The following is a 17,222-nucleotide window of genomic DNA, read 5'->3' on the forward strand; positions in this document are numbered from 1 at the left end:
CGATTCAACCAGCTAATGATCCAGAGTCGAGATCAGGAGAATTCCTCATGAGGGTGTGTTTCCGCTCGTCGGTCAAACCCGGCCAGATTCCCGAATACCGGCGCCGTCACGCCGCCGTCTGGCCGGAGATGCTCCGGGAGCTCAAGGCGGCCGGCTGGAACAACTATTCGCTGTTCCTCGCGGACGACGGGCTGCTGGTGGGGTACGTGGAGTGCGACGACTTCGACGCGGCGCGGGCCCGCATGGCCCTGGCTGAGGTGAACGCCCGCTGGCAAGCCGAGATGGCAGCCCTGTTCGAGGGCGACGGGCAGGCACCGGACCAGGGTTTCCGCCAACTCACAGAAATTTTCAATCTCGAGGACCAGTTGTCCGCGGCCAACGCCGCCAGGGACAACAACCAACGGCAGAAGGAACAATCATGAACACCACAGAAACGGCCCTGGGTCGCCTCGGGGAACTCGCCATCGAGGTCCCGTCCTGGGCCTACGGCAACTCCGGCACCCGCTTCAAGGTGTTCGGCACCCCCGGCACCCCTCGCACGGTCCACGAGAAGCTGGCCGACGCCGCGAAGGTCCACGAACTCACCGGCCTGGCACCCACGGTCGCGCTGCACATCCCCTGGGACAAGGTGGATGACTACGCGGCCCTGAAGGAGTACGCGGCCGGCCTGGGCGTGGGCCTGGGCACGGTGAACTCCAATACCTTCCAGGATGACGAGTACAAGTTCGGCTCGCTGACCTCCTCCAACCCGGGGGTCCGCCGCCGCGCCATCGACCACCACCTCGAGTGCCTGGAGATCATGCACGCCACGGGCTCGCGGGACCTGAAGATCTGGCTCGCGGACGGCACCAACTACCCCGGCCAGGACGACATGCGCGGCCGGCAGGACCGCCTTGCCGAATCCCTGCAGGAAATTTACGCCGGCCTGGGCGAGGACCAGCGCCTGGTGCTGGAGTACAAGTTCTTCGAGCCGGCTTTCTATCACACCGACGTCCCGGACTGGGGCACGTCCTACGCCCAGACCCTGGCCTTGGGCGAGAAGGCGTTCGTGTGCCTCGATACCGGCCACCACGCTCCCGGCACCAACATCGAATTCATCGTCATGCAGCTGCTGCGCCTGGGCAAGCTGGGCTCCTTCGACTTCAACTCCCGCTTCTACGCGGACGATGACCTGATCGTCGGCGCGGCCGATCCCTTCCAGCTCTTCCGCATCATGCACGAGGTGATCCGCGGAGGAGGGTTCGGCAAGGATTCCGGTGTCGCCCTGATGCTGGACCAGTGCCACAACCTGGAAGAAAAAATCCCGGGCCAGATCCGCTCCGTGCTCAACGTCCAGGAAATGACGGCCCGCGCCCTGCTCATCGACACGGACGCGCTCGCCGAAGCGCAGCGCAGCGGCGACGTTCTGGCCGCCAACGGCATCTTCAACGATGCCTTCTACACCGATGTCCGCCCCGCCCTGGCGCAGTGGCGTGAAGCCCGCGGCCTCCCCGCGGACCCGATGGCCGCCTTCAAGGCCAGCGGCTACCAGAAGAAGATCAACGAGGACCGCGCAGGCGGCCAGCAAGCCGGATGGGGCGCATAGGCATGAACATGCAGAACACAGACATGCAGAACACAGCTATGACTCAGAACAAGACTGTCGAAGAACTGATTGCCCGCTCCAACCGCCTCGGCGCGGACAAGAGGAACACCAACTTCGCCGGCGGCAACACCTCCGCCAAGGGCACCGAAAAGGACCCCGTGACCGGCGAGGACGTCGAGCTCCTGTGGGTCAAGGGCTCCGGCGGGGACCTGGGAACGCTGAAGGCCGAAGGCCTGGCCGTGCTGCGGCTGGACCGGCTGCAGGCGCTCAAAAACGTGTATCCCGGCGTCGAGCGTGAAGACGAAATGGTGGCCGCGTTCGATTACTGCCTGCACGGAAAGGGCGGTGCCGCGCCGTCGATCGACACCGCGATGCACGGCCTGGTGGGCGCCGCGCACGTGGACCACCTGCACCCGGACTCCGGCATCGCCATTGCCACGGCCGCCGACGGCGAGGCCCTTACCAAGGAGATCTTCGGCGAGAAGGTGGCCTGGGTGCCGTGGCGGCGCCCCGGATTCCAGCTGGGCCTGGACATCGCCGCGATCAAGGACGCCAACCCGCACGCCGTCGGCACCATCCTGGGCGGCCACGGCATCACCGCTTGGGGCGCCACCAGCGAGGAGGCCGAGGCCAACTCGTTGTGGATCATCGAACAGGCCGAGCAGTACATCCAGGACCACGGCAGGACCGAGCCCTTCGGACCGAAGCTGCCCGGCTACTCCGCCCTCCCGGAAACTGAACGCCGCGCCAAGGCCGCCGCACTGGCCCCCGTGATCCGCGGACTCGCTTCGACGGACAAGCCGCAGCTGGGGCACTTCAGCGACGACGCCGCAGTTCTGGAGTTCCTCGAAGCCGCCGAGCACCCGCGACTCGGCGCCCTGGGCACGTCCTGCCCAGACCACTTCCTGCGCACCAAGGTCAAGCCGCTGGTCCTGGACCTGCCCGCCGACGCCTCGATCGAGGACTCCGTGGCCCGTCTCAAGGAACTCCACACCGCCTACCGCGAGGACTACCAGGGTTACTACGACCGGCACGCGACCCCGGACAGCCCCGCGCTGCGCGGCGCCGACCCGGCGATCGTGCTGGTCCCCGGGGTGGGCATGTTCTCCTTCGGGGCGAACAAGCAGACCGCACGGGTGGCGGGGGAGTTCTACCTCAACGCCATCAACGTCATGCGCGGCGCCGAGGCCGTCTCCACCTACGCCCCGATCGAGGAAGCCGAGAAATTCCGGATCGAATACTGGGCCCTGGAAGAAGCCAAGCTGGCCCGCATGCCCAAGCCGAAGTCCCACGCCGGCCGGATCGCCCTGGTGACCGGGGCGGCGTCGGGCATCGGCAAGGCGATCGCCACCCGCTTCGCCGCCGACGGCGCGTGCGTGGTCATCGCGGACCTGAACCTGGACAACGCCCGGGCCGTCGCCGCGGAACTCGGCGGCGCCGACGTCGCTATCGGCGTCCAGGCCGACGTCACCGACGAAACCCAGATCGCCGCGGCCATCCAGGACGCCATCCTGGCCTTCGGCGGACTGGACCTGGTGGTCAACAACGCCGGACTCTCGATCTCCAAGCCGCTGCTGGAAACCACCGAGAAGGACTGGGACCTGCAGCACAACGTCATGGCCAAGGGCTCGTTCCTGGTGGCCAAGGCCGCCGCCCAGGTGATGATCGGCCAGGACATGGGCGGGGACATCATCTACATCTCCTCCAAGAACTCCGTCTTCGCCGGCCCGAACAACATCGCCTACTCCGCCACCAAGGCGGATCAGGCCCACCAGGTCCGGCTCCTCGCCGCGGAACTGGGCGAATACGGCATCCGGGTCAACGGCATCAACCCCGACGGCGTGGTCCGCGGCTCCGGGATCTTCGCCGGCGGCTGGGGCGCCAAGCGCGCCGCCGTCTACGGCGTGCAGGAAGAGGAACTGGGCAAGTACTACGCCCAGCGGACGCTGCTCAAGCGCGAAGTCCTGCCCGAAAACGTGGCCAACGCCGCCGCCGTGCTCACCGGCAGCGAGCTCTCCCACACCACCGGGCTCCACATTCCGGTCGACGCCGGCGTGGCCGCGGCCTTCCTGCGATGAGCCCGGAAACCTCAGCGACGGACGGCAGCGCATTGAAAAGCAGCGTGTTCGCCGGCAGTCTCTTTGCCGCGATCGACATTGGCGCGTCCTCGGGCCGGGTCATCCTGGGCCGGGTCACGGGCAGCCCCGGCGGGAAGAGCGCCGAGCTGGAGACGGTGCACCGCTTCCCCAACGGGGTCAAGGAGTTCGACGGCGGCCTCCGCTGGGACTTCGACGCCTTGTTCGCCGAGGTCCTCACCGGGCTCGCGGCCGCCGCCACGGCGGCCGCGGCCCGCGGTGAGAGTATCGCCAGCATCGGGATCGACACCTGGGCCGTGGACTACGGCCTGGTTAACGACTCCGGCGACCTCATCGCGGCGCCCTTCAGCTACCGCGATGACCGCAGCAGCGCAGCCGTCGCCCGGGTTCACCAGCTTCTGGATCCGGCCCGCCTCTACGCCACCACCGGGCTGCAGTTCCTGCCGTTCAACACGATCTACCAGCTCGCCACCGAGCCCCGCCTGGACGGGCTGCAGGCGCTGCTCATCCCGGACCTCATCGGGTTCCTGCTGACGGGACGGCGCCGCACCGAGGCCACCAACGCCTCCACCACCGGGCTCTTCGACGCCGTCGCGGGGGAGTGGGCCACGGAGTTCCTGACCGCCCTGAACCTGCCCAAAGACCTGTTCCCGCCGCTCATCCAGCCCGGCGAGACACTCGGCACCCTGCTTCCGGAGATCGCGGAACGGACCGGCCTGCCCCAAAGCACCGCCGTAACGGCCGTGGGCTCGCACGACACCGCCTCGGCCGTCGCCGCCGTGCCCGCGGGAGCCGGAAGTGATGAGGAGAAATTCGCCTACATCTCCTCGGGCACCTGGTCGCTGGTCGGCGTCGAGCTGTCCCACCCGGTCCTGACCGAGCCCAGCCGGGCCGCGAACTTCACCAACGAACGCGGCGTCGACGGCACCATCCGCTACCTGCGCAACGTCGGCGGCCTCTGGCTGCTCAGCGAATGCCAGCGCACCTGGGCGGGGGAAGGCTACCGCCCGGGTCTTGATGAACTGCTCGACGCGGCCGCGACCCTGCCCGCCGGCGGGCCGCTCATCAATGCCGACCACCCCTGCTTCATCGCGCCGGACAACATGCCCGAGCGCATCCGCACCGCGGTCCGCAATACCGGGGCGGTCCTGCCGGAGCATCCCGCGCACATCGTGCGCTGCATCCTGGACAGTCTCGCCGCCGGTTACGCCCGGACCATCGCGGACGCCGAACGGCTCGCGGACCTGACGGCCGACGTCGTGCACATCGTCGGCGGCGGATCCCAGAACCGGCTCCTGTGCCAGCTCACCGCCGACGCCACGGGCAAGCCCGTCGTGGCCGGCCCGGTGGAAGCCACGGCCCTGGGCAACGTCCTGGTCCAGGCCCGCGCAGCCGGTGTGCTCGGCGGCGGACTCCGCGAGCTGCGCGCCGTGGTGCGCGCCTCCCAGAACCCGGTCGAGTACGTGCCCTCGCGCCGGGCGGAACACCACATCACCGGAGGTGCCCTGTGAGGATCGCACTGTTTGCCACGTGCATCGTGGACGCCATGTACCCGAACACGGCGCGCGCCACCGTGTCCATCCTGGAACGGCTCGGCCACGAGGTCATCTTCCCTGCCGGTCAGGCGTGCTGCGGGCAGATGCACGTCAACAGCGGCTACTTCAAGGAGGCGCTGCCGGTTGTCGCCAACCATGTGAAGGCGTTCGAAGCGGAGGAGTACGACGCTGCCGTCGCACCGTCCGGCTCCTGCGTCGCCTCCGTGAAGCACCAGCACCCCATGGTCGCCCGCCGCTGCGGGGACGCCGGGCTGGAAGCCCGGGCGGACGCCGTCGGGCACAAAACCTATGAGCTCTCCCAGCTCCTGGTCGATGTCCTGGGCGTCACGGATGCCGCGGCGCAGCTGGGCTCCTACTTTCCGCACCGGATCACCTACCATCCCAGCTGTCACGGGATGCGGCTGCTCCGGCTCGGTGACCGGCAGCTGGACCTGCTGCGCACGGTCCGGGGCATCGAGGTGGCCGAGCTGCCCGAGGCCGAGCAGTGCTGCGGCTTCGGCGGGACATTCTCGATGAAGAACGCGGACGTGTCCTCGGCGATGCTCGCGGATAAGACGGCCAATATCTGCGGCACCGGCGCGGACCTCTGCTCCGGCGGCGACGCGTCCTGCCTGATGCATATCGGCGGCGGCCTGTCCCGGCAGGGCAGCGGCGTCACCACGATGCACTTCGCCGAGATCCTGGCCAGCACCTTCGAGAATCCCGCCGCCGTCACCGGCGACGTCCGCCTCACCACCGGAAGGACCGCACGATGAGCGGCACATTCCTGGGGATGCCGTCCCTGCCCGTCTTCGGCATCGGCAACCTGCACGAACACGAGCCCTTCCCCAAAGCCGCGCACCGCGAACTCGGCAACACGCAGCTGCGGGCAAACCTCGGCCACGCCACCCGCACCATCCGGGACAAGCGGCTGGCCGTCGTGTCCGAACTCCCCGACTGGGAGGAGCTGCGCGAGGCCGGCCGGGCGATCAAGGAATCCGTCATGGCGCGGCTGCCGGAACTGCTCGTTCAGTTCGAGGCAAACTTCACCGCCCGCGGCGGGGTCATCCACTGGGCCCGCGACGCCGGCGAAGCGAACGCGATTGTCGCGTCCCTCATCCGGGGCCAGGGCGCCGACGAGGTGGTCAAGGTCAAGTCCATGGCCACGCAGGAGATCGGACTCAACGAGTACCTCGAGGCGGAGGGGATCGCGGCGTTCGAGACGGACCTCGCCGAGCTGATCGTCCAGCTGGACCACGACAAGCCCAGCCACATCCTGGTCCCGGCCATTCACAAGAACCGCAGCCAGGTCCGGGACATCTTCCTGCGTGAAATGGAGGGCGTGGACCCGGATCTAACGAACGAACCGGCCCGCCTCGCCGCGGCCGCCCGGGCGCACCTGCGCCGCAAGTTCCTCAGCGCCAAGGTGGCCGTGTCCGGCGCGAATTTCGCCCTGGCCGACTCCGGCACCCTCGCCGTCGTCGAATCCGAAGGCAACGGGCGCATGTGCCTGACGCTCCCGGAAACCCTCATCACCGTCATGGGCGTGGAGAAGCTGCTGCCGGCCTGGGAAGACCTGGAAGTCTTCATGCAGCTGCTCCCGCGGTCCTCCACCGGCGAGCGGATGAACCCGTACACGTCGCTGTGGACCGGTGTCACGCCCGACGACGGGCCGCAGAACGTCCACCTCGTCCTGCTGGACAATGGACGCAGCGCCGCCCTGGCCGACGAGATGGGCCGCTCCGCCCTGCACTGCATCCGGTGCAGCGCCTGCATGAACGTCTGCCCCGTGTACGAGCGCACCGGCGGGCACGCCTACGGCTCCACCTACCCGGGACCGATCGGCGCCATCCTGTCGCCGCTGCTGACAGGGATCACGGCGGAGGAGAACAGCTCCCTGCCATACGCCTCGTCCCTGTGCGGGGCGTGCTACGACGCCTGCCCGGTGAAGATCAACATCCCGGACATCCTGGTGCACCTGCGCGGCGAGGACGTGGACAGCAAACGCGGGAAAAACCGCAGGAAAATGGCGTTGCCCAGCCAGATGGACCTCGGCATGAAGGCGGCCTCTTGGGCATTGTCCTCCGGAAAAAACCTCGGCCTGGTGGAGAAGGCGCTGCCCCTGGGCCGGCTTGCCGCCGGCCCGGATAAGAAAATCACCAGACTGCCGGGGATCGCCGCCGGCTGGACTCAGAGCCGGGACATCCCCGCCCCGCCAGGCCAGTCCTTCCGGCAATGGTGGGACAAGGAACACCAGGCCCCGGCTGCACCGGCGGACGCAACCGACTCGGGGCGGGCCGCCACGGCCGAACCCGGCACAGAGGAGAAACCGTGAACGCGCGCGCAGAAATACTCGACCGGATCCGCTCCGCCCTCCGCGATGCCCCGGCGGTGCCCGATGTGCCCCGCGCCTACCGCCGGGCTTCTGAACTGGGTGAGCAGGAGCTCATCGAGCTGCTGACGGACCGGCTCCTGGACTACAAGGCGAACGTCTTCGTCGAGGGCGCTGCCGAAGTGCCGCAGCGCCTCGCCGCGCTGCTCGAGGGCGCCGGCCGCTACGCCGTCCCGCACGGCCTCGCCGCGTCAATGTTCGCGGAGGCGGACGCCCGCGACGGCGGGTCCGGACGCCGCGTCACCGACGCGCCGGGACGGCGACTGAGCGTCGGGGAACTGGACGGGGTGGACGCCGTCGTCACCGGCAGCGCCGTGGCGGTCGCCGAAACCGGCACCATCATCCTCGACGCCGGCCCGGACCAGGGCAGGCGGGTCATCAGCCTCGTCCCCGACCGCCACATCTGCCTCGTCCGGGCAGGCGACATCACCGCGATCCTTCCCGATGCGCTCCGCCGGCTCGACGCCACCCGCCCGCAGACCTGGATCAGCGGCCCCAGCGCCACCAGCGACATCGAACTCGAACGCGTCGAAGGCGTCCACGGCCCCCGGACCCTGGACGTGGTGATCGTTCGCGGGTGAGCGGGGAGCGCGGCCCTGTTTCTCTGGCGATTAAGGGAATCAGGGCCTTTCCCCGTTTTTAGGCCTCCCGGCGCCGCCTGACCAGCCAGATGACCAGGGCCAGGACGACGGCGCCGAGGGCGGCCGGGCCGAAACGGCGTACCAGCACCGGCCATGCGGCCGAGCCCAGATCCAATTCGGCCGCCGGCGCGGAGGGTGTTGCGGGCGCAGCCGCCATCGGAGGCCGGGCTGCCGGTGTTGCCGGGCCTGCGGAGGCGGCTCCCGCAGCACCCTCCGGTTCGGGCGCCCCCAGTCCGCCTGGTTCTATAGCCCCGACTGGCTCAACGGCCCCGGCCGCCCCGTCACCTACCTTGCCGATCACGCACTGGACAAACTGGGCCAGTAATTTGTCCGAGACGTCCTGGATGACGCCCCGGCCGAATTGGGCCGGTTTGCCGGTGACGTTCATGTCGGTGGTCACGTCCACAGCGGTGCCGTCGCCGTCGGGCGCCAGCACCGCCGTCACCGTGGCGCCTGCCGTGCCGTTGCCACGCTTGTCCTTCCCCGCGGCCGATATGACGACGGTGTGCGTGGCCTGGTTGCGTTCAACGAATTCACCGGTGCCGGTGTAGATCATGGCGATCGGCCCGAGCTTGACCTTGACCGTCCCGGTGAACTGATCACCGTTCACGGACGTGAGCGTCGCTCCCGGGAAACAGGGCGCAATGTCTTCCAATTGGTTGAAGGAATGCCACGTGTCCTCCAGCGAACCGGGAACCACGAAATGGTGTTTGAGTTCCACGTCGTCCTCGCCGGATCCGCTAGAGCCCGGCGGCCGCGATGACGGCCCGCCTTGTCAAGACCTCGGCCAGATGGCGCCGGTAGGACGCGTCCCCGTTGAGATCGCTGGCAGGATCGGTCCCCTCGGCCGCGTGCGCACTGGCGGCGGCGATCGCTTCCCGGGTCAACGGGGTGCCCGCCAGGGCCTGCTCGACGGCGGCGGCCCGCAAGGGGGTGCTGCCCATGTTGGTCAGCCCGATCCGGGCCTCGGCGATGGTGCCGTCCTCCACCCGGACCATCGCGGCCACGGCGACGATGGACCATTGCTGGGCCACCCTGGTGAACTTCTCATAGTGCGCACCCCAGCCGGTGTACTTGGGCACGCGGATGTGGGTGAGGATCTCGCCCTCGGCGACGGCGGTGGTGAAGTAGCCCTGGAAGAAGTCCGCTGCTTCCACCCGGCGTTCCCCGCCCGGTCCGGCCAGGATGAAGGTCGCATCGGCTGCCAGTACCGCCGCGGGCAGGTCGCCCGCCGGGTCAGCATGCACCAAAGCGCCTCCGAACGTTCCGCGGTGGCGGACCTGCGGGTCCGCCACCGTCGCCGCGGCCTTGGCCAGCAACGGCAGGTGCGCGGCAACCAACGGGTCGGTGGCCACTTGGTGGTGCGTCGTCATGGCGCCGATCAGCAGGGCATCGCCGTCGTCGCGCACGCCGGACAGCTCGCCGATCCGGCCCAAGTCGACCACCATCGCCGGGTCGGCCAGACGCAGCTTCATCACCGGGATCAGGCTTTGACCCCCGGCCAGCAGCTTCACGTCGTCGCCGGCGTCGGCCAGCACGCTCAGGGCCTCCGCGACCGTAGCGGGCGCGGCGTAGTCGAATGCGCTTGGAATCATTGCACACCTCCGGTCATCTTGGCTTCTTCAAGGGCGGCCCACACGCGCGACGGTGTGCAAGGCATCCTGATGTCCTTCACGCCCAGATGCCGCACCGCGTCCAGCACGCCGTTCACGATGGCGGGCGTCGAAGCGATGGTTCCCGCCTCCCCGACCCCCTTTGCCCCCAGTTGGTTGGTGGTCGAAGGCGTCTCGGTGCGCGCCGTGGTGAAGTGCGGCAGATCCGGCGCGCCGGGCACCAAATAGTCCACAAACGAGCCCGTCACCAGGGTTCCGGCGTCGTCGTGGACGGCCTCCTCGTAGAGGGCCTGCGCGATTCCCTGCGCCAGGCCGCCATGGACCTGGCCCTCCACAATCAGCGGGTTGACCACCACCCCGACGTCGTCCACGCAGACGTATTTGCGGATGGTGACCTGCCCGGTCTCGGTGTCCACCTCCATGGCGGCAAGATGGGTGCCGTGCGGGAAGGAGAAATTCTGCGGGTCGAACGTGGCGTCCGAATCGAGGTTGGGCTCGAACCCGTCCGGCAGGTTGTGCGCGGAGAAGATTGCGAAGGCGATCTCACCGAGCGCCGTCGACTGTTCGGTGCCTTTGACGCGGAACTTGCCGTCCGTGAACTCGATGTCCTCCTCGCTGGCTTCCATCATGTGCGCGGCCACCACCTTGGCCTTTTCGATCACCTTGTCTGCAGCGGCCAGCACGGCCATGCCGCCGACGGTCAGTGACCGGGAGCCGTAGGTGTCCAGGCCCCGCTGGGAGATCTGGGTGTCCCCGTGCAGCACCTCGACATTTTCGAACGGCACGCCCAGCCTGTCGGCCACGAGCTGGCTCCACGCGGTTTCGTGGCCCTGTCCGTGGGCGGAGGAACCGGTGACCACCTCGATGTTTCCGGTGGGCAGCACCCGTACCTGGGCGTGCTCCCAGCCGCCGGCGGCGTAGTTGAGCGCGCCAAGCACGCGGGACGGCGCCAGGCCGCACATCTCGGTGAACGTGGAAATGCCGATGCCAAGCTGGACGGGGTCGTTACTCTCGCGGCGGCGCACTTGCTCGGCCCGGAGCGCGTCGTAGCCAAAGAGCTCCAAGGCCTTCGCCGTGGCCGCCTCGTAGTTGCCGCTGTCGTATTCGAGACCGGCGACAGTGGTGAAGGGGAATTCCTCGTGCTTGATCCAGTTCTTTTCGCGCACCTCCAGCGGATCCATGTCCAGTTCGACGGCGAGTTCGTCCATCAAGCGCTCGATCGCAAAGGTGGCTTCCGGCCGCCCGGCGCCGCGGTAGGCATCGGTCCACGCCTTGTTGGTGAACAGGTTGGTGCATTCGAACCGGTAGGCGGGGAATTTGTAGATGGAGTTGTACATGAAGGCACCGAGGATCGGGATCCCGGAGGTGACCAGGCCCAGATAGGCACCCATGTCCGCCAGCAGATGCACGTCCAGCCCGGTGACGATCCCGTCTTTGGTGGCCGAGAGTTTGAGCTTCTGCACCTGGGCCCGGCCGTGGTGGGCCGCCATCAGGGATTCGCTGCGGGTCTCGGTGTATTTGCACGGTTTGCCGGTGTGCCTGGCGGCCAGCACGGTGATGGCCTCCTCCGGGGTCACCTGCAGTTTTCCGCCAAAGCCGCCGCCCACGTCGGGGGCGATCACGCGCATCTTGCTTTCCGGGATGCCCAGGGTCAGCGCCAGCATGAGCCGAAGAATATGGGGCACCTGCGTGGCCGACCACACAGTGATCTGCTCGCCGGTGGGGTCCACCACTGTCGATCGGGGCTCCATGAAGGACGGGATGAGTCGCTGCTGGTAGAAGGTCCGCTCAATCAGGACCTCCGCGGCCGCCAATGCCTCACTGACCGGTTTCCCGGTGCCGGCCTCGCCCGAGTCAAAGATCCAAGTGGCCGATTTGTTGGTGCCCAGGTCCGGGTGGGCCAGCACCTCATCCTTCACCGCCTCCTCCAGATCCAGGACGACGGGCAGCTCCTCATAACTGACATCGACCAGCTCGGCGGCGTCGCGGGCGGCAGCGGCGCTGCGGGCAATGATGCACGCAACCACCTCGCCGGCAAAGGCCACCGTATCGACGGCAATCGCGGGGTGCGCCGGGGCCTTTTGGTCGGGCGTTATCGGCCAGGCGTTGGGCAGGCTTCCCTGCTGGTCGGCCACGTCCGCTCCGGTGAGCACGGCAACGACGCCGGGCGAAGACTTCGCGGCGGAAGCGTCGACCGAGGTGATCCTCGCGTGGGCGAAGGGACTGCGCACCATCGCCAGATGCAGCATGCCCGGCAGCGTGATGTTGTCGGTGTACCTGGAGCGCCCGGTGATGAGATGGGCATCTTCCTTGCGGGGCCGGGCCCGGCCGACCTCGGCGGTGGTCATGCCACACCTGCAGATTCGCTGGCTCCGCTGTCCGAGGACACTGTGCCCTCCGCGGCCGCCTGGACGGCGGCGACTATGTTCTGGTAGCCGGTGCACCGGCACAGGTTCCCCTCCAGGCCGTCCCGGATTTCCTGCTCGCTCGGGTGCGGGTTTTCGTTCAGCAGGGATGCGGACTGCATGATCATTCCGGGTGTGCAGAAACCGCATTGCAGTGCATGGCATTCGTGGAAGGCCTGCTGGATCGGGGCTAGTTTGCCGTCCCGGGCCAGGCCTTCGATGGTGGTGACGCTGTGGCCGTCGGCCTGGACCGCGAACATGGTGCAGGATTTGACGCTGACGCCGTCCAGATGGACTGTGCAAGCGCCGCAGTTGGTGGTGTCGCAGCCAATCAATGTGCCGGTCTTGCCAAGCCGTTCGCGCAGGTATTGGACCAGCAGCAACCGGGGCTCGACATCGTCGGTATAGCTCACATCATCGACTTCGACGGTGATCGTCTTGGAACTCGCCATTGAGATCTCCTCTCGCCTTGGAGGACGGGCACGGCTGCCCGGCATCCAGTCTTGATGTGACACAGGCTACTCCTAGGAGGGGGCCAGCGCTCTAGGGAGAATTATGTTTGTGCCCCGCATCCTCGTGTTCAGCGTCGGCCACGGGCTCGTGGTGGATCCGGGCGTCCATACTGCTCAACCGTTCGCCGCCGCCACCCCAGTGCAGCGCAATGATTTCGGCGGCGATGGAGACGGCTGTTTCCTCGGGCGTTCGGGATCCCAGGTCCAGGCCGATCGGACTGGAGAGTTTGGCCACTTCGGCTTCGGTCAGGCCCGCCTCGCGCAGCCGTTCCAGGCGGTCATGGTGCGTACGCCGGGACCCCATCGCGCCCACGTACGCTACGTCGTGGCGCAGCGCCAACTCCAGTAGCGGCACGTCGAATTTGGGATCATGGGTGAGCACGCAGATCACCGTGCGCTCGTCCACCAGCCCGGCGCTGATCTGCGCCTGCAGGTAGCGGTGCGGCCATTCCACCACTACCTCGTCCGCCTGCGGGAACCGGGCGGCCGTTGCGAAGACCGCGCGTGCGTCACACACCGTCACCCGGTAGCCCAGAAAGCTGCCTTGTTTGGCGACGGCGGCAGCAAAATCAATCGCGCCGAACACCAGCATCCGCGGCTGCGGGGCGAAACTGAGGGCAAAGACGCGCATACCTTCCCCGCGCCGCTGGCCGTCCGGTCCGTACATGAGTGTGGCGTTGCGCCCGGCGGCCAGCAGGCCCTGGACGTCGTCGCAGACCGCATGGTCGGCACGGTCGCTGCCCAAGGAACCGGCGAACCCGTCCGGGCGGACCACCAGATGGCGGCCCAACCAGGCCGGATCGGGGTGTTCGATCACGGTGACCACGGCCACCGGCCGGCCGGCGCCGACGTCCTCGGCCACTTGCGGCAGTTGCGGGAAGATCTGGGTGGAGACCGGCTCGACAAAGATATCCAGGATCCCGCCGCAGGTCAGGCCGACCTCGAAGGCGGCGTCGTCACTGATGCCGTAGCGCTGGAGCACCGGCCGGCCGGTCTGGACGACCTCGGTGGCCAGTTCGTAGAGCGCGCCTTCGACACAGCCGCCGGAGACCGAGCCAACCGCCCGGCCGTCGGCGTCGACCATCATGGCGGCACCGGCCGGCCGTGGTGCGGACCGGAACGTGCGCACCACCGTACCGAGCCCCACGGTGTGGCCGGCCACTATGGCGGCGACCAGATCGTCCAAGACTTCACGCATTGGCAATCACCTCTAATAATTCCTCGAAACACTGCATAGAGTGCCCCCCTATAAAGTAGTCAACGTGCGGCAGCACCGCCCTGATTCCCCGCTGAAGGGGCTGGTATCCCGCCTTGCCGCGGTGCGGGTTGGACCAAATGATCCGTCTGGCCAAATGGTGAAGCCGCTCGGTCTGGCGTCCCAGCAGTGCCGGGTCGCCCCGCTCCCAGCCGTCGCTGGCAATCACGACGACGGCGCCGCGCACAATCACGCGCTGGCCCCAGCGGTCGTTGAACGCGCGCAGTACTTCTCCAAGCCGTGTTCCGCCGGACCAGTCGGGGACGGCGCGCCCGACGAGAGCCAAGGCGTGGTCGGCGTCTAGCACCCGCAGTGCCCCGGTCACCCGGGTCAACCGCGTGCCCAGCGTGAACACCTCCACCTGGTGCGGGGCGGCCTGCACCACCCGGTGGGCCAAGCGCAGGAGGCTGTCCGCGTAGGGCGCCATCGAGCCCGAAACATCGATCAGCCAGACCAGCCGGCGGGGTTTGCGCGGCGCCTTCGCGCGGCGCAGCGGCCCCGGTTCCCCGCCGCGGCGCAGCTGGTCGCGCAGGGTCCGCACCCGGTCGACGTCGCCGTGCCGGTCCAGGCGTCTGCGCCGGGTCTGCCGGGTGGGCAAGCGCACCGGCAGCTCCTCGAACATTCGGTGCAGCAGGGCGCGTTCGGCGTCATCCAGGACAGCTACGTCGCGGTGCCGCAGCCGCTCCCGGCGGCTGGCGAGAGCCCTAAGCTGGTCCCGGCCACCCTCCGGGCCGCCGCCGTCGTTGTCCAAGGCGGCGGCGCTGACGGAGGACGCGGAGGCCTCCATCCGCTGGGCGGTCGAGCGCTCCGCTGCGAACCAGGCCTCGAACGCCCGTTCATAGGCGGGCAGATCTTCAGGGGCTGCGCACAGGGTGGCCCGGCCGGCCCAGAACACGTCCGAGCGGCGGTCCAGGGCGAGCCTGCCGACGGCGTCGACGAAACTGCGCGCCCGGTCCGCGGTCACTTTGACCCCGGCCGCGCGCACGGCAGCGGCAAAGCCCAACAGGATCTCCTCCGCGCTGTGCTCTGCGCCCTGTCCTGCCGGCATGACTCAGCCGAGCATCCTGGACAGGGCCGCCGAGACCCGCTCGGTGTCTTCGCGGTACTTGCACAGCGCGCCGATGCTGGCCGCGGCCGAGGCCAGGTCCAGCTCGGGCCGGCCGAGCTGATGCAGCGCCCGGGCCCAGTCGAGGGTTTCCGCCACGCCGGGAGGCTTGAGCACGTCGTCTGTGGCCCGGATCTGCTGGACCACGCGAACCACCTGCTCGGCCAGCAGCGGCGGCACTTCGGGCAGCCGGGTGCGCACAATTTCCACCTCTCGGGCCAGCCCCGGGTGGTCGATCCAGTGGTAGAGACACCGGCGTTTGAGCGCGTCGTGCAGGTCACGGGTCCGGTTGGAGGTGAGGACCACAATCGGCGCGATCTCTGCCCTGACGGTGCCGAATTCGGGAATGGAGACCTGGTACGTGGAGAGCACTTCAAGCAGGAACGCTTCGAACTCGTCGTCGGCCCGGTCGATTTCGTCGATCAGCAGCACGGCCGGGCTTTGCTGCAGCGCCTTGAGGATGGGCCGGGCCAGCAGGAACCGTTTGTCGTACAGCGAGTGTTCCAGCTCATCCACGCTGATTCCCGCGCCGCCACCGGCCTCCACGCTGCGCAGATGGAGAATTTGGGCCGTGAAGTCCCAGTCGTACAGCGCCTGCGAGGCATCGATTCCCTCATAGCACTGCAAACGGATCAGCGGCAGCCCGAAGACCTGTGCGAGTGCCTCGGCCAGCGACGTCTTGCCCGTGCCGGGTTCCCCCTCCAGCAGCAGTGGCCGTTCCATGCTCAGGGCGAGGTAGCAGGTGGTGGCCAGGCCCTCATCGGCGAGGTAGCCGGTGGCGGCCAGCTTTTCGGCCAGCGCTGCCGGGGAACTGATCGACGTCTGCGTCATGACACCAGCATAGGGTCATCGATCCTAGGGGGCCCGGCGGTGGCCCCGGCGCTGCTGCGGCCGGGCGTTGGTGGCCGCGTTCGGCCCGATTATCCGCCGATGTATGACATCTCGATCTTGTGTGCCGCGGGGGGCGCGCCGGCTTCGGGTGTGCTTGCGCGACGCAGTTCCGAGTAGCGGTCCGTGCGGCCACCCCAGAGGGCGGCTAATGCCGCGGACAGATCGACGTCGGATGCGCCGCCTCTGAGCATCGCCCTCAGGTCCGTGCCGGCGGTGGCGAACAGGCACGTGAACAGCTTGCCGTCCGCGGAGAGCCTGGCCCGAGTGCAGCCGCGGCAAAAGGCCTGGGTCACGCTGGAAATGACCCCGATTTCACCACTGCCGTCCGCGTAGCGCCAGCGGTCTGACGTCTCACCGGGGTAATTTGGCGGCACCCGCTCTAGCGGGAAGACAGCGTTGATGCGGGCCAGGACCTCGGTGGAGGGCACCACCTCGTCCATTTTCCAGCCGTTGGACGCACCCACGTCCATGTATTCAATAAACCGCAGGATGAGCCCGGATCCTTTGAAGTGGCTCGCCATGTCAAGAATGTCCTGGTCATTCGTCCCGCGCTTGACCACCATGTTGATTTTCACCGGCCGCAGGCCGGCCGCCTGGGCGACCTCCGCCGCGTGCAAAACTTTGGCCACGGTATAGCCGACGTCGTTCATGGCCTGGAAGGTCTCTTCCCGGAGGGAGTCAAGGGACACGGTCACGCGACTCAGCCCGGCGTCTTTGAGGATCTGTGCCTTCTGCGCCAGTACCGAGCCGTTCGTCGTCATAGCCAGATCCGGCGCCAGCCCATCAGTGGTGCGCAACCGCGCCAGCATCCGGACCAAGACCTCAATGTCCTTCCGCAGCAGGGGTTCCCCGCCGGTCAAGCGGATCTTCCGCACCCCATGCGCGACGGCGATGGACGCCAGCCGGGTGATTTCCTCAAATGTCAGCAGCTGGTCCCGGGGCATGAACACGAAATCCCTGCCGAAGATTTCCTTCGGCATGCAGTAGACGCAACGGAGGTTGCACCGGTCCGTGACGGAAATCCGGAGGTCCCGCAGGGGCCGGCGGAAGGTGTCGGTGATGGAATTGGCGTCCATGCATCGCCCTCTCAGCGCGGCAGCGCACACCGCTTATACCACTCTCAGCGTATGTCACACCCCGGGACCCCACAATGGCCGTCCGGGTCGAATACGCTCCCGGCAGCACAGCCTGC

At 68.0% G+C, this 17,222-nt stretch carries 15 protein-coding genes; 7 read left to right on the forward strand and 8 right to left on the reverse strand.

Annotation, left to right across the window (positions count from 1 at the left end; genetic code table 11):
- The first annotated feature begins 47 nt into the window (after nt 1–47).
- Genes C8D78_RS13030 through C8D78_RS13060 form a run of 7 tightly spaced genes read left to right on the forward strand, consistent with a single transcriptional unit; the run spans nt 48 to nt 8,189 of the window.
- Nucleotides 48–422 (forward strand): L-rhamnose mutarotase, encoded by a 375-nt coding sequence (locus C8D78_RS13030; RefSeq protein WP_120954300.1) that lies wholly within the window; start codon nt 48–50, stop codon nt 420–422.
- Nucleotides 419–1,585 carry an L-rhamnose isomerase gene (gene rhaI, locus C8D78_RS13035; protein ID WP_120954301.1) on the forward strand — a complete coding sequence of 389 codons (1,167 nt, stop codon included), beginning with the start codon at nt 419–421 and terminating at the stop codon, nt 1,583–1,585. The genes C8D78_RS13030 and rhaI overlap by 4 nt, the downstream gene beginning before the upstream one ends.
- Before the next feature lie 38 nt (nt 1,586–1,623).
- A complete protein-coding gene (locus C8D78_RS13040; protein ID WP_120954406.1) occupies nt 1,624–3,663 on the forward strand; it encodes a bifunctional aldolase/short-chain dehydrogenase in 2,040 nt (679 codons plus the stop codon).
- Nucleotides 3,660–5,192 carry a rhamnulokinase gene (locus tag C8D78_RS13045; protein ID WP_120954302.1) on the forward strand — a complete coding sequence of 511 codons (1,533 nt, stop codon included), beginning with the start codon at nt 3,660–3,662 and terminating at the stop codon, nt 5,190–5,192. Before C8D78_RS13040 ends, C8D78_RS13045 begins: the two co-directional genes overlap by 4 nt.
- Nucleotides 5,189–5,992, forward strand: coding sequence for a (Fe-S)-binding protein (locus C8D78_RS13050; protein WP_120954303.1), 804 nt, complete (start codon nt 5,189–5,191; stop codon nt 5,990–5,992). Before C8D78_RS13045 ends, C8D78_RS13050 begins: the two co-directional genes overlap by 4 nt.
- Nucleotides 5,989–7,551, forward strand: a complete 1,563-nt coding sequence (locus C8D78_RS13055) for a LutB/LldF family L-lactate oxidation iron-sulfur protein (RefSeq protein WP_120954304.1) — start codon at nt 5,989–5,991, stop codon at nt 7,549–7,551. Before C8D78_RS13050 ends, C8D78_RS13055 begins: the two co-directional genes overlap by 4 nt.
- Nucleotides 7,548–8,189, forward strand: coding sequence for a LutC/YkgG family protein (locus C8D78_RS13060; RefSeq protein WP_208641950.1), 642 nt, complete (start codon nt 7,548–7,550; stop codon nt 8,187–8,189). Before C8D78_RS13055 ends, C8D78_RS13060 begins: the two co-directional genes overlap by 4 nt.
- Before the next feature lie 58 nt (nt 8,190–8,247).
- Here C8D78_RS13060 and C8D78_RS13065 read toward each other — a convergent pair whose 3' ends face one another.
- The 8 genes from C8D78_RS13065 to moaA form a co-directional block, all read right to left on the reverse strand.
- On the reverse strand, nt 8,248–8,970 hold the full coding sequence (locus tag C8D78_RS13065; RefSeq protein WP_120954306.1) for an SRPBCC family protein: 723 nt from the start codon (nt 8,968–8,970) through the stop codon (nt 8,248–8,250).
- A 19-nt stretch (nt 8,971–8,989) separates the two neighbouring features.
- Nucleotides 8,990–9,844: an FAD binding domain-containing protein gene (locus C8D78_RS13070; protein WP_120954307.1), complete on the reverse strand. Its 855-nt coding sequence runs from the start codon at nt 9,842–9,844 to the stop codon at nt 8,990–8,992.
- A complete protein-coding gene (locus C8D78_RS13075; RefSeq protein ID WP_120954308.1) occupies nt 9,841–12,210 on the reverse strand; it encodes a xanthine dehydrogenase family protein molybdopterin-binding subunit in 2,370 nt (789 codons plus the stop codon). The genes C8D78_RS13070 and C8D78_RS13075 overlap by 4 nt, the downstream gene beginning before the upstream one ends.
- Nucleotides 12,207–12,719, reverse strand: a complete 513-nt coding sequence (locus tag C8D78_RS13080; protein WP_120954309.1) for a (2Fe-2S)-binding protein — start codon at nt 12,717–12,719, stop codon at nt 12,207–12,209. The genes C8D78_RS13075 and C8D78_RS13080 overlap by 4 nt, the downstream gene beginning before the upstream one ends.
- Before the next feature lie 91 nt (nt 12,720–12,810).
- Nucleotides 12,811–13,977 (reverse strand): XdhC family protein, encoded by a 1,167-nt coding sequence (locus tag C8D78_RS13085; RefSeq protein WP_120954310.1) that lies wholly within the window; start codon nt 13,975–13,977, stop codon nt 12,811–12,813.
- Entirely contained in the window at nt 13,970–15,082 is a 1,113-nt protein-coding gene (locus C8D78_RS13090) for a vWA domain-containing protein (RefSeq protein WP_120954311.1), read from the reverse strand. Before C8D78_RS13090 ends, C8D78_RS13085 begins: the two co-directional genes overlap by 8 nt.
- A 3-nt stretch (nt 15,083–15,085) precedes the next feature.
- A complete protein-coding gene (locus C8D78_RS13095) occupies nt 15,086–15,970 on the reverse strand; it encodes an AAA family ATPase (protein WP_120954312.1) in 885 nt (294 codons plus the stop codon).
- 89 nt (nt 15,971–16,059) lie between these two features.
- Nucleotides 16,060–17,106 (reverse strand): GTP 3',8-cyclase MoaA, encoded by a 1,047-nt coding sequence (gene moaA, locus C8D78_RS13100; RefSeq protein ID WP_120954313.1) that lies wholly within the window; start codon nt 17,104–17,106, stop codon nt 16,060–16,062.
- Nucleotides 17,107–17,222 lie beyond the last annotated feature (116 nt).

The organism is Arthrobacter oryzae (assembly GCF_003634095.1).
GTDB lineage: Bacteria > Actinomycetota > Actinomycetes > Actinomycetales > Micrococcaceae > Arthrobacter > Arthrobacter oryzae.

What these genes read in the sequence shown, in the direction of transcription:
- C8D78_RS13030 (WP_120954300.1), top strand. Translation starts at nt 48, where the DNA reads ATGAGGGTGTGTTTCCGCTCGTCGGTCAAACCCGGCCAGATTCCCGAA.
- rhaI (WP_120954301.1), top strand. Translation starts at nt 419, where the DNA reads ATGAACACCACAGAAACGGCCCTGGGTCGCCTCGGGGAACTCGCCATC.
- C8D78_RS13040 (WP_120954406.1), top strand. Translation starts at nt 1,624, where the DNA reads ATGACTCAGAACAAGACTGTCGAAGAACTGATTGCCCGCTCCAACCGC.
- C8D78_RS13045 (WP_120954302.1), top strand. Translation starts at nt 3,660, where the DNA reads ATGAGCCCGGAAACCTCAGCGACGGACGGCAGCGCATTGAAAAGCAGC.
- C8D78_RS13055 (WP_120954304.1), top strand. Translation starts at nt 5,989, where the DNA reads ATGAGCGGCACATTCCTGGGGATGCCGTCCCTGCCCGTCTTCGGCATC.
- C8D78_RS13070 (WP_120954307.1), bottom strand. Translation starts at nt 9,844, where the DNA reads ATGATTCCAAGCGCATTCGACTACGCCGCGCCCGCTACGGTCGCGGAG.
- C8D78_RS13075 (WP_120954308.1), bottom strand. Translation starts at nt 12,210, where the DNA reads ATGACCACCGCCGAGGTCGGCCGGGCCCGGCCCCGCAAGGAAGATGCC.
- C8D78_RS13080 (WP_120954309.1), bottom strand. Translation starts at nt 12,719, where the DNA reads ATGGCGAGTTCCAAGACGATCACCGTCGAAGTCGATGATGTGAGCTAT.
- C8D78_RS13085 (WP_120954310.1), bottom strand. Translation starts at nt 13,977, where the DNA reads ATGCGTGAAGTCTTGGACGATCTGGTCGCCGCCATAGTGGCCGGCCAC.
- C8D78_RS13090 (WP_120954311.1), bottom strand. Translation starts at nt 15,082, where the DNA reads ATGCCGGCAGGACAGGGCGCAGAGCACAGCGCGGAGGAGATCCTGTTG.
- C8D78_RS13095 (WP_120954312.1), bottom strand. Translation starts at nt 15,970, where the DNA reads ATGACGCAGACGTCGATCAGTTCCCCGGCAGCGCTGGCCGAAAAGCTG.
- moaA (WP_120954313.1), bottom strand. Translation starts at nt 17,106, where the DNA reads ATGGACGCCAATTCCATCACCGACACCTTCCGCCGGCCCCTGCGGGAC.